Genomic DNA, 17,574 nt, shown 5'->3' with positions numbered 1-17,574 from the left:
TATACTCGTTTGGATTCAAGGCGCTGAAGTAGTATATTTCATAAAAAAACAGCGATATGACTACGGTGGAAGTGAATATTTTAGCGGATGAAGATCAGGATTTCGTCATGTCTATTTTAACCGCATTGGCTCAAAAACATATTATCGAATTTGATCGTCCAGACTCATTTTCTGCCGAGGGACCAGATTTAACTGACCATGAACTCGTAAACCGTATTCAAAAATCAGAACAAGGAACACGGTACTCATTTGAAGAAGCCAAAGCAAAACTTGGTTTATGAACGTAACGGATTGGGAGTTAATTTTTACCGATTTCTTTTTGGAACAAGTTGCGCTTATTCAAGAATACGTTGGTCAATTTTCGGTCAAACGGGGACGCCAATTGACCTCTGCGTTAATGAATTTCGTTGCCGAACGGATTCCGCTTAATCCATACGCTTTTGTTGAATACGATGTAATGAAAACTACGGACGGCTCTTACAGACGGGCCATTTTCAAACGCAGCTATGCGGTTATTTATCGAATTGATGGCACTACTCTTATTTTTCTGGATGTATACCACACCAGCCGAAACAAAGGTAATCTTGAATCCGACCTCTAAAGTCCAAACTTCTCCAGCCGCCGGTACAGCGCCTGCCGCGATACGCCCAACTCCCGCGCCACGTCGGTAATGCTGCCCCGGTGTTTTTGCATCGCCTGCTGAATCAGTTGCCGCTCCATATCTTCCAGTTGCAGGGTTTCATTGACGGGGGAAGCCGCATTACCATCTTTCCGAAACACGAAATTTCCCGGCTCAAGTAGCGTGCCCGATGCCAATTCCGGCCGTGCCAGAATAACCGCCCGCTCCACCGCATGTTGCAACTCCCGAACATTCCCCGGCCAGCGGTATTGCTTCATGTCAGCCAGCAACGCCGGACTTAGGCCCGTTACCGACCGATTATACTGTTTCGCGTATTTTTTCAGGAAGAACTCGGCTAAGGGGCCAATATCAGAAGGCCGCTCGCGCAGGGGTGGCAAATGTAGTTCAATGGTATTGATGCGATAGAGCAAATCCTGCCGGAAACCGCGCTCGGCTACCCGCTCGTTCAAATCAGCGTTGGTCGCGCAAATGAGCCGTACATCCAGCGAACGGGCTTTGTTGGAACCTACGCGGGTTACCTGCCGCTGTTGCAGCACCGTTAGCAAACGGGCTTGCTGCGAAGGCGTGAGATTCCCGATTTCGTCCAGAAATATAGTGCCGCCATTGGCTTCTTCAAATCGTCCGGCGCGGTCGTCACGGGCATCGGTAAAGGCACCTTTCACGTGACCGAACAACTCACTCTCGAACAGGCTTTCGGTCAACGCCCCCACATCCACACTCACGAAGGGCTTATCTTTCCGGTGGGAGTTTTCGTGAATAGCGCGCGCCACCAGGTCTTTACCCGTACCGTTCTCACCCAGAATCAGGACATTGGCATCCGTAGGCGCCACCTGCTCTACGGTCTCCAAAACCGGTCTCATGGCACTGCCAATGATGGAGGTACCGCCCGTAGCCGACTTTTTCCGACCCGTTTTTTGCGCATCTTCCCGCTCTTCGGTCTCTTCTTTTTTTCCATTCACAGCGCCACGAATGGTGTCCAGAAACTTATCGTTTTGCCAGGGTTTCAGCACAAAATCGACGGCTCCGGCTTTGATAGCCCGCACTGCCATTTCCACATCGCCATAGGCCGTAAACAGCACGACCCGCGCTTTGGGGTCGATGTCCAGAATACGGTCGAGCCACGCAAACCCCTCCCGACCACTGCTCACATCGCGCTGGAAATTCATATCGAGCACGATGGCGTCATAGCGGTTGTTATTGAGGAGAAAAGGCAGTTTTTCAGGGTTTTTCTCGATGTCTACCGCGCCAACGTGCCTTTTTAGCAACAGCCGGGCCGCCAGTAATACGTCGGGATCATCATCGACGAGTAAGAGTTTAGCATCTTGCATAGACCAAAGATAGAAGTCGAAACGATTTGTTGCATCAGGGCACCGATTCAACAACGAATTACGGTTTTCTTCCGTACTTTGACCTGTTAAAAGTCGTTAAGCGGTCGGTATGGTCAGTAGATGGTTGGTAATCTAATTCGGTGGCAAATCGTCTTTCAGAGGTACTTTTACCCTCTTTACGCCGACAAATAACCTGACCGCTAGTGACTCTGTAAGAAGAACAAATGACTGACAATTACCCTTCTTTTGATGACCGCTGGTTTTATGCCTTTGTCGCGGTTGGTGTCTTCCTGAATGCTACGGGTTTGTTTCCCCCTATCATGGAACTCGATGGCGCCCTCTACGCCTGCATAGCCAAACAAATGGCCCAAACCGGCGATTTCGTGAACCTGTATGCCGTGGGCAGCGACTGGCTCGACAAGCCACACTTTCCGTTCTGGGTCATTGCAGTGAGTTACAAACTATTCGGGATCAACACGTTTGGGTATAAGTTTCCGGCCTTGTTGTTTTTTCTCGGCAGTGTGGTGTACACCTATAAATTTGCCCGGCTGACATACCCCAAAATAGTGGCGCAACTGGCAGCATTGGTACTCCTGACAGCTTTCCACGGGGTGCTATCCAATAGTGATGTGCGGGCTGAACCCTTCCTGATGCCGCTTATTATTGGCGCTGTTTACCATTTTTATCGGGTGTTTCTGGGTAGCAATTATGGCGTTCGTAAAGACTGGCTTCACCTCGTCATTGGGTCCTTGCTGACCGGCTGCGCCCTGATGACTAAAGGGGTTTTTGTGCTCATTCCCATTGGGGGCGGCCTGGTGCTGCACTGGCTATTAACAGGTCACTGGCGGGAGTTGCTCAAACTACGCTGGTATGTGGCCGTAGCTCTATCGTTTGCGTTTACCCTGCCCGAAATTTACTGCCTCTATCAACAGTTCGACGCCCATCCCGAGAAGGTCGTTTTCGGAGAAAAGGGGGTTTCCGGGGTTCGCTTCTTTTTCTGGGATAGCCAGTTTGGGCGGTTCTTCAATACCGGCCCTATCAAAGGCGAAGGGGATAAATTTTTCTTCGTCCATACACTGCTGTGGGCTTTCTTGCCCTGGTCGCTGCCGCTCTACATCGGCATTGGGAAGATGATCCGCGACCTGTTCAAACGGCAAAACAACCCATCCCCGGCGACTTCTCCAGAATACGTATCATTAGGTTCTAGCCTGCTCACGTTTGCGTTGTTCTCGTTTTCGGGATTTCAGTTGCCCCACTACATGAACATTGTGTTTCCCTTTTTCGCGGTTATCACAGCGCAGTTTCTCGTTGGCCTCACCCCCAAGAATCTGCGCCGGTGGACCGTTGGCCAAACCGCGATTGGAGTAGCGATTGCGGGCCTGTCTATTGCGTTGCTGGTATTCGTTCAGCCCGAAAATTTGGTTGGCTCGGTGGTGTTAGTCATTATCATGACGCTGGCGACTTATACGCTCTTCCGGCAAAATACCCTTTTGTCTCTGTCGGGACGCATGGTGGGGGCTATGCTGGTGCTAGGGGGAACACTGAATCTGTTTCTGTATCCCACTTTTCTGCGGTATCAGGCCGGTATGGCAACGGCCCAGTATGTCAACAATGACCCAAAACTGGCCAAACGGCCAACGATCCTGTATGAACCAGGCACCGGTGTGGGCGGAGGCAGTTTCTGGACGTACGAATTTTACGTAAAATCACCTACCACCTACGCCCGCTCCGATTCATCGCTGAAAGCCCGGTTACAGGCTGGCTCTCAGCAGGTATTCACCACCGGAGAGTACGCCGACTCACTGGAATTGCGTGGCTTTCAGGTGAAGCACCTGGCCGTGTTTCCGTACTACCATGTCAGTCAGTTGACGTATGAATTCCTCAACCCGGCCACCCGCTCCCAAACGCTAACGCCTTACGTATTGGCAGAGGTGGGGGCTAAAAAGTAAAAGACCGGACGGGCGTTTCACCGGGAGGCCTAAAAACGGACAAGATTCGTCCGAAAGCGGACACCGAACATGCTGAGCCATAATCTAAACTATTGAAAATCAGACTTAGGGGTTGGTTGGCATGACTATTGGCACAACACTTGGTAGCGAATGAGCTTTGAGCCTGGATCTGCTTTTACTACACTAGCATACCACTGGAACGCCGGCCCGATCTCTCACTTTTCACTCTTTCGCTAGACAATTGCAATGGATCGCGTACTACCTAAACGATTTTGGACAACCCAGCGACTGGCTCTTTTCGGGGGCGGAACACTGGTTATAGGCTTGCTAGCTTACACTCTCTTCTTCGCCGACCGCCGGTCGAAACTCAATGTCGAAAAAGACAAAATCACCGTTTCAGCCGTTTCGACTGGCCCTTTTGAAGACTTTATCGCCGTCACGGGCGTGGTACAGCCGCTGAAAACCATCCGGCTCGATGCCATCGAAGGTGGATACGTAACCCAGAAACTGGTTGAAGGCGGCAGCACCGTAAAGCAGGGCGATGTGCTGCTGAAGCTGGAGAACCAAAGCCTCAAACTGAGCTTCTTACAATCTGAAACCGAAGCCAACCGACTGGTTAACGACCTGCAAAATACCCGCCAGCGCCTACAGGTTGAACGGTTTACGCTCCGAAAAACCCTGGCCGATCTGGATGCACAAATTGATCAGGCGAAAGACTCCTACGACCGTCAGGCCAAATTGTATAAGGACAAAGTTATTTCGGAAGAGGATTACCTAAAGGCCAAGCGTGCCTACGAACGGCTAACCAGCCAGCGTAGTATTGAAATTGAAACGCAGAAATATCAGGAAGATAACGCGAAGTTCCAGATCAAACAATTGGAAGGTACGTTGCAACGTACGCAGAAAAATGTGGCTCTTTGGCAACAGACACTCGATAACCTGGTCGTAAAAGCGCCTGTTTCGGGCCAGTTGTCCAGCATCGATGTGGAAGTTGGCTCGAACATCAACCGGGGTCAGAACATTGGGCAGATTGACGACCTGAACGGCTTCAAAATGCGGGTTGGCGTCGATGAACACTACATCAGCCGGGTATTCGCCGGTTTGAAAGGGTCGTTTGAGTTCAACGGAAAAATGCACGAACTGAGCATTAACCGGGTCTATCCGGAGGTAAAAAGCGGCCGGTTCGAGGTCGACATGATCTTCCCGAAAGGGGCTCCCGAAGGCATCAAGCGTGGCCAGTCGTCGCCGATTCAGCTGGAGTTGGGCAAAGCGGCTAAAGCAACGCTCATCCCCGTCGGCGGCTTCTTCTCCGACACGGGCGGCAACTGGGTGTATGTCGTGGATCGGTCGGGCAAACGGGCGGTGAAACGGCAAATTACGCTGGGCCGCAAAAACCCCGAGTTCTACGAAGTACTTGACGGCCTGCAACCCGGCGAACAGGTGATCACGAGCAGTTACGAGAATTTTGGAGATAATGAAGTTTTAGAATTTTAACATTATGTATGCCACAGAGATACACGGAGGTACACGGAGATACACAGAGAAAGTTTCTCTTTTAAAGCCCACCGTCGTGCTTGTTGGCGAATAAGGCAACACGGATAAACACAGGAAAAATCTCTTTTAAACCTCTGTGTATCTCTGTGCTCCTCCGTGCATCTCTGTGGCAAACCCTTTTCCATATGATTCAGACAATTAACCTTCAGAAACTCTTCTCGACCGAAGAAGTAGAAACCACCGCCCTTAATGGCATCAATATGGATGTCAAAGACGGCGAGTTCGTCGCCATCATGGGCCCTTCGGGCTGCGGCAAATCCACGCTGCTCAACATTTTGGGACTGCTGGATAACCCCAGCGAGGGCGAGTACAATTTCTACGGCACGGAAGTAGCCAAAATGACCGAACGGCAACGGGCGCAACTCCGCAAAGGCTCCATCGGCTTCGTGTTCCAGAGCTTCAACCTGATCGACGAACTGACCGTGTATGAAAACGTCGAGCTACCCCTGCTGTATCTAAAAACGCCCCCCGACGAGCGGAAGAAGCGCGTAGAAGAAGCCTTGGAGCGGATGAGCATCATGCACCGGCGCAATCACTTCCCGCAACAGTTATCGGGTGGTCAGCAGCAGCGGACGGCCATTGCGCGGGCGGTTGTTGCCAAACCCAAGCTGATCCTGGCCGATGAACCGACGGGTAACCTCGACTCCAAGAATGGCGAGGAAGTAATGAAGCTCCTGGGCGAACTGAACGACGAAGGCACCACGATCATTATGGTAACGCACTCACCCTACGATGCCGGTTTCGCGCATCGCATCGTGAATTTGTTCGATGGTAAAGTGGTCACGGAGAATTTCCACGTATAGGAACGTAGAGACGCAATCCCTTGCGTCTCATACCCCGGATGGTTTTGCTGACGCTTAGGAGACGCAAGGGATTGCGTCTCTACAAATCTCCTCTCAACCCATGTTCCGCAACTACGTCAAAATCGCGTTTCGGAGTTTGATGAAGAACAAACTCTACTCATCCATCAACGTTTTTGGACTGGCGTTGGGCATGGCGTGCAGCTTGCTGATTGGCCTCTGGGTGAAGGATGAACTGAGCTATAACCGCTTTCTGAACAACGCCGAGAGCATTCATTATGTGCGGGTCAACTTCCCCTACAATGGCGAAACGGTCACGAACACCGTCACACCCGGCCCCTTGCAGGAAGCCATCGCGAAAGATGTACCGGAAGTAGCGGCCACCACCAAGATCAACTTCAGTAATGAAGTGCTGGTAAAAGTTGGCGAAACAACCGCCAAGGAAAAAGGGCATTATGCTACCGCCGATTTTTTTGGTGTCTTCGACCTGCCTGCTCTATACGGAAATCCCAAAGCCGCGCTGGCGCAACCCAACCAGATCGTTATTACCCGAAAACTGGCGGAGAAATTCTTCCCGAATGGATTAGCCCTTGGCAAAACCCTGCAACTCGACAACAACAAGTTTTACGTTGTTGGTGCGATACTGGAAAATTTGCCGACCAACTCGACGCTTCAGTTCGACTGGCTGGTGAACTGGAAAGCGTACGAGCAGGACTGGATGAAAACCTGGGGCAACAACTCCTTTCAAACCTTTGTCCGGCTGAAACCCAACCGCATCGGCGGACCGACGACGCTGGCCCAGGCCGAAGCCGCTATGGCAACGATTTACCCCCGTACTGCCGGTAAAAACTTCGAAACGGGGCGCCCCGTTCTGCAACCCATCACCGACCTGCACCTGTATTCAGACTACAAAAACGGCGTATCGGTGGGTGGGCGCATCGAGTATGTGCGGATCTTCTCCATCGTCGCGCTGTTCATGCTCCTCATTGCCTGTATCAACTTCATGAACCTGGCCACGGCCCAGTCGGCGATGCGGGCGAAGGAAGTGGGCGTTCGGAAAGTAGTGGGCGCGTTGAGGTCGTCGCTGATCGGGCAGTTTTTGAGCGAGTCGATGCTCATGAGCTTGCTGGCCATCGTGTTGGCGGTAGGTCTCGTCTGGTGTGTGCTACCCACTTTCAACACCACATTTGAGAAACAACTAACCCTCGACCTGACCGAACCGGCTCTGTGGCTCACCATCCTCGGACTGGTCCTTATTACGGGTTTTTTATCAGGCAGTTATCCGGCGCTGTTCCTGTCGTCTTTGCAGCCGATAAAAATCATGAAGGGGAAAATTCAATTGAGCTCTGGTTCGGCGTTTAGTAGCCCGGCTCTGTTCCGGCGGGTGCTGGTTGTCTTCCAGTTTTCGCTGTCGATTTTTCTGATTGTCGGCATACTGGCTATCGGTCGGCAGATGAACTACCTTCGTACCAAGAACCTTGGCCTCGACCGCGAAAACATCGTTTATCTTCCACTGGAAGGTGAGATTGCCCAACCTAAAAAAGTAGAAGCATTCCGGCAGGAAGTGATGCGGCAGCCAGCCATTGCCTCGGCTACAACGGCTATGTCATTACCGGTGAATGTCCAAAGCACTTCCGGCGACCTGAAATGGGACGGCAAAGACCCCAACCTGCAAACAAACGTATCCTGCATGTTTGTGGGGGGCGACTTCACCAAAACCATGAATATCAAGCTGGTCGACGGGCGCGACTTCCGCACCGACAGTCCCGCCGATTCGACCAATTACCTCATCAACGAAGCCGCTGCCCGGTTGATGGCAATGAAAGATCCGGTTGGAAAAAATGTGCAGTTCTGGCCGGGTAAGGGCAAGATCATTGGGTTGATGAAAGACTTTCACCTCAACTCGCTGCATCAGACAATAGCCCCGCTTATCCTTTGCTTCGACAGCCGGAACACGAGTTATCTACTTGTAAAGACCCACGCCGGGCAAGCACCCAACGCCATCGCCGAGCTCGAAAAGTTGTCCAAGCAATTCAACCCGAATTATCCGTTTACCTATCATTTTCTGGACGAAGAGTTCGAAAGCCTGTACCGGGCCGAGCAGCAGGTACACATCCTTGTCAACTATTTCGGTATGCTGGCCATTCTGATCTCCTGCCTGGGACTATTTGCGCTGGCAGCTTTCACGGCCGAGCAGCGTACCAAAGAGATTGGCGTGCGGAAGGTATTAGGCGCGTCGGTAACGAATATCGTTGGCCTGCTCTCAAAAGATTTTCTAAAACTGGTGCTGATTGCGCTGGTACTCTCCACTCCGCTGGCGTGGTGGGCATTGAGCAAATGGCTGGAAACGTTTGCGTATCGGGAAGACCTGACCTGGTGGATTTTCGGCATAGCGGGTGTACTGGCCGTTCTCATTGCGTTCCTGACCGTAAGTTATCAAAGCATCAAAGCCGCGATGATGAATCCGGTGAAATCGTTGAGAACGGAGTGATACTACGTACCCACGGGCTTTAGCCCGTGTTTTGTATCAATGCATACACGGGCTAAAGCCCATGGGTACGTTTACAGGAAATCGTTCAGGTCGAGGTTGAGTAGCTCAGAGAATGACGATTCGGTGGTCAGGCCACCATCGCCAAAACGATACCGAAGCCATTGCTGGGTTTTGTAATTGTAGACGAAGCCTTCGCGGATACCATACAGATTATTATCAACTAGTTGAATCACTTTCTGTACATCGTCCTTTTGACCTTTTGTCTTGCACACTTCGATAATAATTGGCGTTTCGTCAGCGCTGTTGTCGACCAGTGACAGATCAGGAACAAGACTGGCTTTGGCATCGTCAAGCATCGTTTCAGGTAGTGGTTCTAAGCGAACCGTCTTTTCCCGATAATAAAGGACACCCAGTCCGACAGTTAGTTTAGCGATAATCCGCTGATGATCGGCAGGAGCCCAGACGCCCAAATCTTCGCCGACAACGGAAGGACCACTTACAGAAGGAAAGTACATAATAGACAGCGTTTTAGACAAAATTAACGAAAACATTCATGTTCCGCAATTACCTCAAAGTCGCCCTTAGAACGCTCTGGAAACACCGCACGCACACGCTCATCAACATCGTTGGCCTGTCGGTGGCGTTCGGTACCTGCGTGCTTTTATTTCTGACGGCCACCTTTGAGTTGTCGTACGATAGCTTCCATACCGATGCCGACCGCATCTTCCGGCTGAACTTCCTGTCGACCAACCGCGATGGGACTACGGATAAAGGGAGCACGATGCCTTATCCGATTTCACCTGCCCTCAAAGCTGAATTTCCCGAAATTGAAGGCGTTACGCGCTGGTTCGACCGGAGTGCCATTGTCCGGCGTTCGAGTCAGACCTACAGCAAGGATGTCCGCATGGCCGATGCCGACTTCCTCACCATGTTCAGCTTCCCGCTTCAAAAGGGCAACGTAAAAACAGCCATGAACAGTCTGAGCGACATTGTCATCAGCGAACGCATGGCGAAGGATATTTTCGGGCAGGAAGATCCCGTCGGTAAGCCGCTCCAGCTCCGCATGAACGATGCCTGGCAGGCATTTACCGTTACGGGCGTCATCAGCAATGCTCCGAAAAACTCATCAATCGACTTCGACGCCCTCATCCGCAGCGACAATGCAGGCGACTATCAGGAGTTTAAATCCCGCTGGGATCATGGGAACCATGATGTATATGTGAAAATAAAAGCCGGTACCGATGCCCAAACGCTGCAACGTCGGACGCAGGCTTTCATGGATAAATACTTCGCTTCCGACATTAAAGACCGTCAGAAACAGGGCTATCCGAAAAATGAACTGGGCTACCAGCGTAGCCTGCTTTTAGAGCCGATGCGCGATGTCCATTTCGACACCGTTACCACGCATGGCGGAGGTATCAGCCGGGCGTATGTGTACACATTGCTGCTCATCGGCCTGTTTATTCTAGCCATTGCCTGCATCAACTTCATTAACCTGACCATTGCGCAATCGCTCTCGCGGGCGCGGGAAGTCGGGGTTCGTAAATCGCTGGGGGCACAACGGGGACAGTTGTTCAGTCAAATCTGGGGCGAAACCCTGCTGCTGTGCTTTGCTGCCCTGCTCATTGGCCTAGGGCTGGCCTATGTTGTGCTGCCTACCTTCAACCGCCTGTTCCGAAGCTACCTGACACTGGATAATTTCCTGACGCCAACCGTTCTGCTGGTAACGGCGCTTGGCTTCCTGTTCATCACGCTGGTGGCCGGCGGCTATCCCTCCTGGTTCGTCACGCGCTTCAACGCCGTTGAGGTACTGAAAGGGAAAGTAAAAATGAGCAAACCGGGATTCCTGCGCAACTCCCTGATCGTAACGCAGTTTACGATTGCCTGTCTGCTCATTGTTTGTACGGTTATTGTCCGCCAGCAGATTAGTTACCTGCAACAGAAACCCATGGGCATGGACAAAGAGCAGGTAATCAGTATTCCGGTGGGTGGCGAACTGAACGGTACCGTAGCCCTGAAAGCTATGCGCGACCGGCTGACGAACCAGCCAAATATCACGGCCGTGTCCGGTTCCGGGGTGAACATTGGCGCGGGGCTGGACGGCAGTTCGTCGCGCATGATGTTCGGCTTCCTCTACGGAAAGCGCGACATCACCTGCGATTGGCTTCGCATCGACACCGATTACCTCAAAACAATGGGTATCAAGCTCCTGAAGGGCCGCGATTTCAGTCCGGCGTTCAGTACCGATTCGAGTTCGGCGGTGCTGATTACGGAGAGTATGGCCAAGGCGCTGGGCGAAGCGAATCCTGTTGGCAAATTCATCAAGCCCGACAATAAATCGTACCAGATTGTGGGCGTCGTGTCGGATTTCAATCTCTATTCTTTGCATCAGGAAGCCAAATCGATTACCCTGCAAATGGAATCCAGCGCACCCATTCAATACATCCTTGTGCGGGTAAATCCGCAAAACCTGACGGGCGCGATGGAAACCATCAAGAGCGCCTGGAAAACCATTGCCCCCAAACAGGAATTCATCGGGTCGTTTCTGGACGAGAACACCGAACGCTGGTACCGGAAAGAACAGCGACTATCCACCATTTTTTCCACCGCTGCGGGCATCGCCATTTTGCTCTCGTGCATGGGTTTGTTCTCGATTGCCCTGCTTACCATCGAGCAGCGAACCAAAGAAATCGGCGTCCGTAAAGTACTGGGGGCCAGTATTTCCAGCATCGTGGCGTTACTCTCTAAAGACTTTCTCAAGCTTGTTGTGGCGGCTATCGTCATTGCCTCGCCCCTGGCGTGGTGGGCTATGGACAACTGGCTTCAGGATTTTGCCTACAAAATCGACATCGAATGGTGGGTCTTCGCCCTGGCCGGGGTGCTTGCCATTATGATTGCGCTATTGACGGTAAGTTATCAAAGCGTGAAAGCCGCGTTGATGAACCCGGTGAAATCGTTGCGGTCCGAATAATGTAGAGACGCAATCCCTTGCGTCTCAGCACCCGGATGGCTCAGCACCCGGATGGCCTTTATTGTAGATACTAATTGCTGACGCAAAATAGCCGCAAGGGATTGCGGCTCTACACATACACAACATGCTAACAAACTACCTCAAAATCGCCTGGCGGAACCTGCGGAAACAGCAGGGATTCGCGTTTATCAACATCTTCGGGCTGGCCGTTGGGCTGGCGTGCTGCCTGCTCATCATGCTGTACGTGCTGGACGAACTGAGCTTCGACCGCTACAATGCCAACGCCGAGCGTATCTACCGGGTGCAGTCCGATATTAAGTTTGGGGGTAACGACATGCACTTCGCCACAACGGCCGACCCACTGGGAGCAACCCTGAAAAAAGACTACCCACAGGTGGAACAGTTTGTCCGGCTGCATCAACGCGGAAACTGGCTGGTGAAGAAGGCTGGCGAAACGACCAATATCCGGGAAAGCGACATTACGTTTGCCGATTCTACGCTGTTCGATGTGTTTACGCTGCCCTTCGTGGCAGGTGATCCCAAACGGGCACTGACGGAACCGAACACGGTGGTGATCAGCGAATCGGCTGCGAAACGGCACTTCGGGAACCAGAACGCCCTGGGGCAGACGCTGATTTTTGCGAACAAGGAAAACTACAAAGTAACGGGCATCATACGCGACATGCCCCGGAACGCACACTTCCGCACCGATTTCTTCGTGACGATGCTCAGCGACAAGTACCCCTGGGGGCAATGGCTCAGCAATAACCACCATACGTATATCCGGCTAAAGGCAGGACGGTCCGGCGCTCCGGCGGATCCCAGCGTGTTTGCGCAAAACTTCGAGGCCGTTATCGAGAAATATGTAGGGCCGCAATTGCTGCAAATGACAGGCACCACGATGGAGCAGTTTCGGAAGGGTAACAACCAGATGAAATTCTGGCTCATTCCCCTCACCGATATCCATCTTCACTCCAAACAGCAAGTCGAACTGGCGCCCAACGGCGACATTCAGTACGTCTATATTTTCTCGGCCGTAGCGCTGTTCATTCTCATCATTGCCTGCATCAACTTCATGAATCTGGCCACCGCCCGCTCATCGAACCGGGCCAAAGAGGTTGGCGTCCGGAAAGTAATGGGCTCCGAACGGCAGCAGCTGGTGGGTCAGTTCATGACCGAATCAGTGCTGACAACAGTATTGGCTATGGGGCTGTCCATCGTTATCGTGGCCGTTGCGTTGCCAAGCTTCAACAACATTGCGGCTAAAGAAATCGGCCTGTCTCAGCTGGTATCGCCAATGCTATTACCGGTGCTTCTTATTCTGCCGATTGTCGTGGGCTTGCTGGCGGGCAGTTATCCGGCCTTTTTCCTGTCTTCCTTTCAGCCCATTGCAGTGTTGAAAGGCCGCGTAAACATGAGCTTCCGCAGCGTCAGCCTGCGGAGCGGACTGGTGGTGTTTCAGTTTATGATGTCGGTCGTGCTCATTGTCGGGACCATCATCGTGTATAGGCAACTTACTTACATTCAAACGACGAGCGTGGGCTTCAACCGCGATCACGTCCTGACCATCAACGACCTGTATTCGGTAGGCAAACAGGCCGAAACCTTCAAGCAGGAGGTGCTGCGCTTGCCGGGCGTGGTGAGCGGCAGCCTGTCCGGTTATCTCCCCACCCCCTCCGACCGAAACGACACTGTATTCTTTCCCGAAGGCCAGACGAACCTGAACAAGGGGGCCAGCATGCAAAGCTGGGGTGTTGATTACGATTACGTCAAGACGCTGGGTATTCAGATGGCTGGGGGGAGGGATTTTTCACAGGCCTTTGGTTCTGACTCCTCGGGTATGCTCCTGAACGAAGCGGCCGTCAAAATTCTGGGGCTCAAAGACCCCATCGGCAAGCGTGTCTGGCGCTTCGATGACCCTGAGGGGAAAATCCGCAAAACGTACACCGTCATTGGGGTGGTGAAGAACTTCCACTTCGAATCGCTCCGGCGCAACATTGGGGCGTTGTCGATGGTGCTGGACGCTAATTCGGGGGCAGCTTCGTTCCGGGTGAGCAGTACGAACCTGCCGGTACTAATGCAGCAGATCGAAGCGAAATGGAAGCAACTGGCTCCCGGCCTGCCATTTACCTACAAATTCATGGACGATAGTTTCGACGAGATGTACCGGGCTGAACAACGGATCGGCACCATTGCGTTAACGTTTGCCGCTCTGGCCATCCTGATTGCGTGTCTGGGTCTGTTTGGTCTGGCCGCGTTCATGGCTGAACAGCGTACTAAAGAAATCGGTGTTCGCAAAGTACTGGGCGCGAGCGTCCCTAGCCTCATCGGTCTGCTCTCCAAAGACTTCCTGAAGCTGGTCCTGATCGCCATCGTCATTGCCTCCCCGCTGGCCTGGTACGCCATGCACCAATGGCTCGCCGACTTCGCCTACAAAATCGACATCGAGTGGTGGATGTTCGCGCTGGCGGGTATTTTGGCCGTAGGCATTGCCCTATTGACGGTAAGTTTTCAGAGTGTGAAAGCCGCGTTGATGAACCCGGTGAAGAGTTTAAGGAGCGAGTAGAGACGCGACCCTTCGCGTCTCCTGACCGGATGGTTCAGCACCCGGACGGTTCAGCACCCGGACGGTTTTTTATAGATACCAATTGCTGACGCAAAACAGACGCAAGGTATTGCGTCTCTACACAAATCATGATCCAGAACTATCTCCGAATTGCGGTTCGAAACTTGTGGAGAAATAAGGTTTTCTCCGGTATCAACATTGTTGGGCTGGCGGTGGGGCTGGCCTCGTGCCTGCTGTTGTTCATGTACATCACGCATGAATTGAGCTACGACGATTTCCAGCAGAAAGCCGACCGGATCGTGCGGGTAACGATGGAGTACAGCATGGAGGGCCGAGTCGCGAAAATTCCGCAAACGGGCACCAAAGTCGTGAAGGAATTTGGGCGGCAGTTTCCCGAGATCGAATCGGGGGTGCGGCTCATTAACCGGGACGGGGTTGTCAATACCGGCGACCAGCAGTTCAGCGAAAAACGGATCGTCTTCGCCGATTCAGCCTTCTTTACACTGTTTTCGTTCCCGCTCCTGAAAGGCGATCCGCAAACGGCACTGGCGGCCCCGAACCTGGTGGTGCTGTCGGAAAGCACGGCCCGCAAATACTTCGGCGACGAGAATCCAGTGGGCAAACCGCTTCGCATCAACACAGGCGGGTCGTTCCGGGATTATGCCGTTACGGGCGTCGTGAAAGACAGTCCGGCCAATTCGCAGATTAAATACGACCTGCTGACGTCGTTCCTGACGCTGCCCGCAGCGAAAAGCGAAGAGTGGTTTTCGTCCAATTACGCCACCTATCTGTTGCTTCGTAAACCGGACGGCATGGCCCCGCTACAGGCCAAGATTCCGGGCTTCATGAAAACGCAGTTCGGGAAAGAGGAAATGTCGGCGGGGAGCTACCTGACGTATAATCTCGAACCGCTGCGCCGGGTGCATTTGCACTCCGAGGTAGAGGGCAGTTTCGAACCCAACGGCGACCTGACCTACATCTATATTTTCGGGTCGATAGCCCTGCTCATTCTACTGATCGCCTGCGTCAACTACGTTAATTTGGCTACCTCGCGGGCGGTGGAACGGGCGCAGGAAGTGGGTGTACGAAAAGTGATGGGTGCAATGCGCGGTCAACTCTTCGGGCAGTTCATTGGCGAATCGGTGATTGTTACGTCCATTGCCCTAGTGCTGGCATTGCTGCTGGCGGCACTAACGTTACCAATATTCAATGAGCTGTCTGACCGGCAGTTTACCATTAGCAGCTGGTTCGAACCCAGCAACCTCCTGCTATTGGTGGGTATCGGGTTGGTCGTCAGCCTGATCGCGGGCAGCTATCCGGCGCTGGTACTGGCGCGGTTTGAGCCGGTACGCGTGCTGAAAGGGCATCTGAAAACCGCCGGAGCGGGCCAGTTTCGGCGGGCGCTGATCGTCTTTCAGTTCGCCATTACTGCCTTCCTCATCATCAGCACCTTGCTGGTTCGCAACCAGCTCGCTTTTGTGCAGCAAAAGAAATTAGGCTACAGCAAAGACCATGTGCTGATGCTTCCCGTCGATAAGCAGGTCAATGAGAAGATAGCGGCCATAAAAAGTGAGTTCCGCCAAAATGCGGACGTTCAGCATGTGTCGCTGGCGTCGGAGTCGCCGGTGTTTGTGGAAGGCGGGTACGTGATGCGCAGTGCCAAGATGGCGGCCGATCAGCGAAAGATGGTCGCCGGAGTGACCATCGACGAAGATTATGTGCCAACGATGAGCCTGCAACTGATTGCGGGCAGCAACCTGAATGCCGCCGATATGGACCGTATCTCGCGCACGGATAACGACAGCCTCACCCGAAGCCGGTTCATTCTCAACGAGGCCGCCGTAAAAGAACTGGGCTGGACACCCCAGCAAGCCATTGGCCAGTGGCTGGATATGAATGGGCGACTGGGCGAAATCAAAGGCGTTGTGGCCGATTTCCACTTCGCGTCGATGAAGCAGAAGATTAGCCCGCTGGTTCTTTTTCCGCAGAATGGCGGTGAGATCCTGCTGGTCAAACTATCGGGCAGTCAGTTGCCCAACACGCTCCGGTTCCTGGAAAGCAAATGGCGGACGCTCATCCCCGACCGACCCTTTTCCTACGAATTTATGGACGAGGAGTTCAACAAACTCTATGCCGCCGAAACGCGAACCGGGCTCATTTTCAGCATTTTTGCGTTCCTGTCCATCTTTCTGGCCTGCTTGGGCCTGTTCGGCTTATCGGCCTACACAACGGCGCAGCGCACTAAAGAGATTGGCGTTCGGAAAGTGCTCGGCGCTTCGGTGTTCAGCATTGTCAGCCTACTCTCGCAGGACTTTTTAAAACTCGTTCTGGTGGCCCTGGTCATAGCCTCGCCCCTGGCCTGGTACGCCATGAACCAATGGCTCAACGACTTCGCCTACAAGATCGACATCGAGTGGTGGGTATTCGCCCTAGCGGGTATGCTGGCCGTAGGCATTGCGCTATTGACAGTCAGTTTCCAGAGTATTAGAGCTGCGTTGATGAATCCGGTGAAATCGTTGCGGTCAGAATAATCATGCATACGTAGAGACAGGGCATAGGTAGAGACAGGGCATGCCCTGTCTCTACAGGAACGTCGTATATTTAGGTGTCAGGCAACCATCACCATCCGATACTAAATGATAGACGTTTTACGCAATCATATTACAAACAGACTCGGAAACGACCTTGACAATTTGGACAAGGTGCTTGCTACGTTCAAACACATCAAGGCAAAACGAAACGAACAAATTTTACGGCAAGGCGACCCGTGCAAATACGTTTACTTTATTGCCAAAGGCTGTTTGCAGGTTTACGTCTACGACAAGGATTTTAACGAAACGACCCGCGACATCGTCATTGAAGACAATTGGTGCTCAGAACTGTTAAGTTTTAGCAGTGGCAACCCTGCCACAGAAAATATACGGACCGTTGAACCCTGCGAACTTTTTGCTATTGACCGACCATCCTTTCAGACAATGATGGAAACCAGTCCGCAGTTTGATAAAGTGTATAAACAAATTCTGGAAGCCTCTTACGCAAACTCCGTGTATCGCATCAACGCCTTTGTATCCTTGACGGCATTGGACAGAATAAAATGGCTAATGGAATACCGGCCAATGCTCCTGACAAGACTCTCAAGCAAACTCATAGCCTCCTATCTGGGCATCAACAAAGATGTTTTTAGCCGACTCAAAGCCAAGTTGTAAAACATAGACTTTTGTCATCGTTCACGGAAGTTCAATTGGTGAATTTTGCTCATCATTCACCAAAATATC

At 52.4% G+C, this 17,574-nt stretch carries 12 protein-coding genes; 10 read left to right on the top strand and 2 right to left on the bottom strand.

Going from position 1 to position 17,574, the window contains the following annotated elements:
- The first annotated feature begins 56 nt into the window (after positions 1-56).
- Both CRO74_RS13600 and CRO74_RS13595 read left to right on the top strand, forming a co-directional pair.
- Complete coding sequence (locus tag CRO74_RS13600; protein WP_097126593.1) at positions 57-281, top strand: hypothetical protein; 225 nt, start codon at positions 57-59, stop codon at positions 279-281.
- The gene (locus tag CRO74_RS13595) at positions 278-601 is read left to right on the top strand and encodes a type II toxin-antitoxin system RelE/ParE family toxin (protein ID WP_097126592.1); all 324 of its coding nucleotides are present in this window, start codon (positions 278-280) and stop codon (positions 599-601) included. Before CRO74_RS13600 ends, CRO74_RS13595 begins: the two co-directional genes overlap by 4 nt.
- On the opposite strand, the gene CRO74_RS13590 is transcribed toward CRO74_RS13595, so the two are convergent.
- On the bottom strand, positions 598-1,968 hold the full coding sequence (locus tag CRO74_RS13590) for a sigma-54-dependent transcriptional regulator (RefSeq protein WP_097126591.1): 1,371 nt from the start codon (positions 1,966-1,968) through the stop codon (positions 598-600). The two genes, CRO74_RS13595 and CRO74_RS13590, sit on opposite strands and share 4 nt — an antisense overlap.
- 224 nt (positions 1,969-2,192) lie before the next feature.
- Between CRO74_RS13590 and CRO74_RS13585 the strand changes: the two genes are divergently transcribed.
- The 4 genes from CRO74_RS13585 to CRO74_RS13570 all read left to right on the top strand — a co-directional run bounded on the left by CRO74_RS13585 (position 2,193) and on the right by CRO74_RS13570 (position 8,762).
- Positions 2,193-3,917: an ArnT family glycosyltransferase gene (locus CRO74_RS13585; RefSeq protein ID WP_097126590.1), complete on the top strand. Its 1,725-nt coding sequence runs from the start codon at positions 2,193-2,195 to the stop codon at positions 3,915-3,917.
- 246 nt (positions 3,918-4,163) lie between these two features.
- Complete coding sequence (locus CRO74_RS13580) at positions 4,164-5,411, top strand: efflux RND transporter periplasmic adaptor subunit (RefSeq protein WP_097126589.1); 1,248 nt, start codon at positions 4,164-4,166, stop codon at positions 5,409-5,411.
- A 185-nt stretch (positions 5,412-5,596) separates the two neighbouring features.
- A complete protein-coding gene (locus CRO74_RS13575; protein WP_012929072.1) occupies positions 5,597-6,274 on the top strand; it encodes an ABC transporter ATP-binding protein in 678 nt (225 codons plus the stop codon).
- 100 nt (positions 6,275-6,374) lie between these two features.
- Positions 6,375-8,762, top strand: a complete 2,388-nt coding sequence (locus tag CRO74_RS13570; RefSeq protein WP_097126588.1) for an ABC transporter permease — start codon at positions 6,375-6,377, stop codon at positions 8,760-8,762.
- Between the two features lie 71 nt (positions 8,763-8,833).
- On the opposite strand, the gene CRO74_RS13565 is transcribed toward CRO74_RS13570, so the two are convergent.
- The gene (locus CRO74_RS13565) at positions 8,834-9,277 is read right to left on the bottom strand and encodes a PDDEXK family nuclease (protein WP_097127101.1); all 444 of its coding nucleotides are present in this window, start codon (positions 9,275-9,277) and stop codon (positions 8,834-8,836) included.
- A gap of 38 nt (positions 9,278-9,315) precedes the next feature.
- Between CRO74_RS13565 and CRO74_RS13560 the strand changes: the two genes are divergently transcribed.
- The 4 genes from CRO74_RS13560 to CRO74_RS13545 all read left to right on the top strand — a co-directional run bounded on the left by CRO74_RS13560 (position 9,316) and on the right by CRO74_RS13545 (position 17,505).
- Positions 9,316-11,733, top strand: coding sequence for an ABC transporter permease (locus CRO74_RS13560; RefSeq protein ID WP_097126587.1), 2,418 nt, complete (start codon positions 9,316-9,318; stop codon positions 11,731-11,733).
- Positions 11,734-11,857: 124 nt separating this feature from the next.
- Positions 11,858-14,299 (top strand): ABC transporter permease, encoded by a 2,442-nt coding sequence (locus tag CRO74_RS13555; RefSeq protein WP_097126586.1) that lies wholly within the window; start codon positions 11,858-11,860, stop codon positions 14,297-14,299.
- Between the two features lie 128 nt (positions 14,300-14,427).
- On the top strand, positions 14,428-16,830 hold the full coding sequence (locus CRO74_RS13550; RefSeq protein WP_097126585.1) for an ABC transporter permease: 2,403 nt from the start codon (positions 14,428-14,430) through the stop codon (positions 16,828-16,830).
- A 171-nt stretch (positions 16,831-17,001) separates the two neighbouring features.
- Complete coding sequence (locus CRO74_RS13545) at positions 17,002-17,505, top strand: Crp/Fnr family transcriptional regulator (RefSeq protein ID WP_245877872.1); 504 nt, start codon at positions 17,002-17,004, stop codon at positions 17,503-17,505.
- The last annotated feature ends 69 nt before the right edge of the window (positions 17,506-17,574 follow it).

It is taken from the genome of Spirosoma fluviale (genome assembly GCF_900230225.1).
Lineage (GTDB): Bacteria > Bacteroidota > Bacteroidia > Cytophagales > Spirosomataceae > Spirosoma > Spirosoma fluviale.
This window is presented reverse-complemented; position numbering and strand designations above follow the sequence as displayed.

Bases quoted from the DNA above. Each gene is read 5' to 3' on its own strand.
- CRO74_RS13600 (WP_097126593.1), top strand. From the start codon at position 57: ATGACTACGGTGGAAGTGAATATTTTAGCGGATGAAGATCAGGATTTC.
- CRO74_RS13595 (WP_097126592.1), top strand. From the start codon at position 278: ATGAACGTAACGGATTGGGAGTTAATTTTTACCGATTTCTTTTTGGAA.
- CRO74_RS13590 (WP_097126591.1), bottom strand. From the start codon at position 1,968: ATGCAAGATGCTAAACTCTTACTCGTCGATGATGATCCCGACGTATTA.
- CRO74_RS13585 (WP_097126590.1), top strand. From the start codon at position 2,193: ATGACTGACAATTACCCTTCTTTTGATGACCGCTGGTTTTATGCCTTT.
- CRO74_RS13580 (WP_097126589.1), top strand. From the start codon at position 4,164: ATGGATCGCGTACTACCTAAACGATTTTGGACAACCCAGCGACTGGCT.
- CRO74_RS13575 (WP_012929072.1), top strand. From the start codon at position 5,597: ATGATTCAGACAATTAACCTTCAGAAACTCTTCTCGACCGAAGAAGTA.
- CRO74_RS13570 (WP_097126588.1), top strand. From the start codon at position 6,375: ATGTTCCGCAACTACGTCAAAATCGCGTTTCGGAGTTTGATGAAGAAC.
- CRO74_RS13565 (WP_097127101.1), bottom strand. From the start codon at position 9,277: ATGTACTTTCCTTCTGTAAGTGGTCCTTCCGTTGTCGGCGAAGATTTG.
- CRO74_RS13560 (WP_097126587.1), top strand. From the start codon at position 9,316: ATGTTCCGCAATTACCTCAAAGTCGCCCTTAGAACGCTCTGGAAACAC.
- CRO74_RS13555 (WP_097126586.1), top strand. From the start codon at position 11,858: ATGCTAACAAACTACCTCAAAATCGCCTGGCGGAACCTGCGGAAACAG.
- CRO74_RS13550 (WP_097126585.1), top strand. From the start codon at position 14,428: ATGATCCAGAACTATCTCCGAATTGCGGTTCGAAACTTGTGGAGAAAT.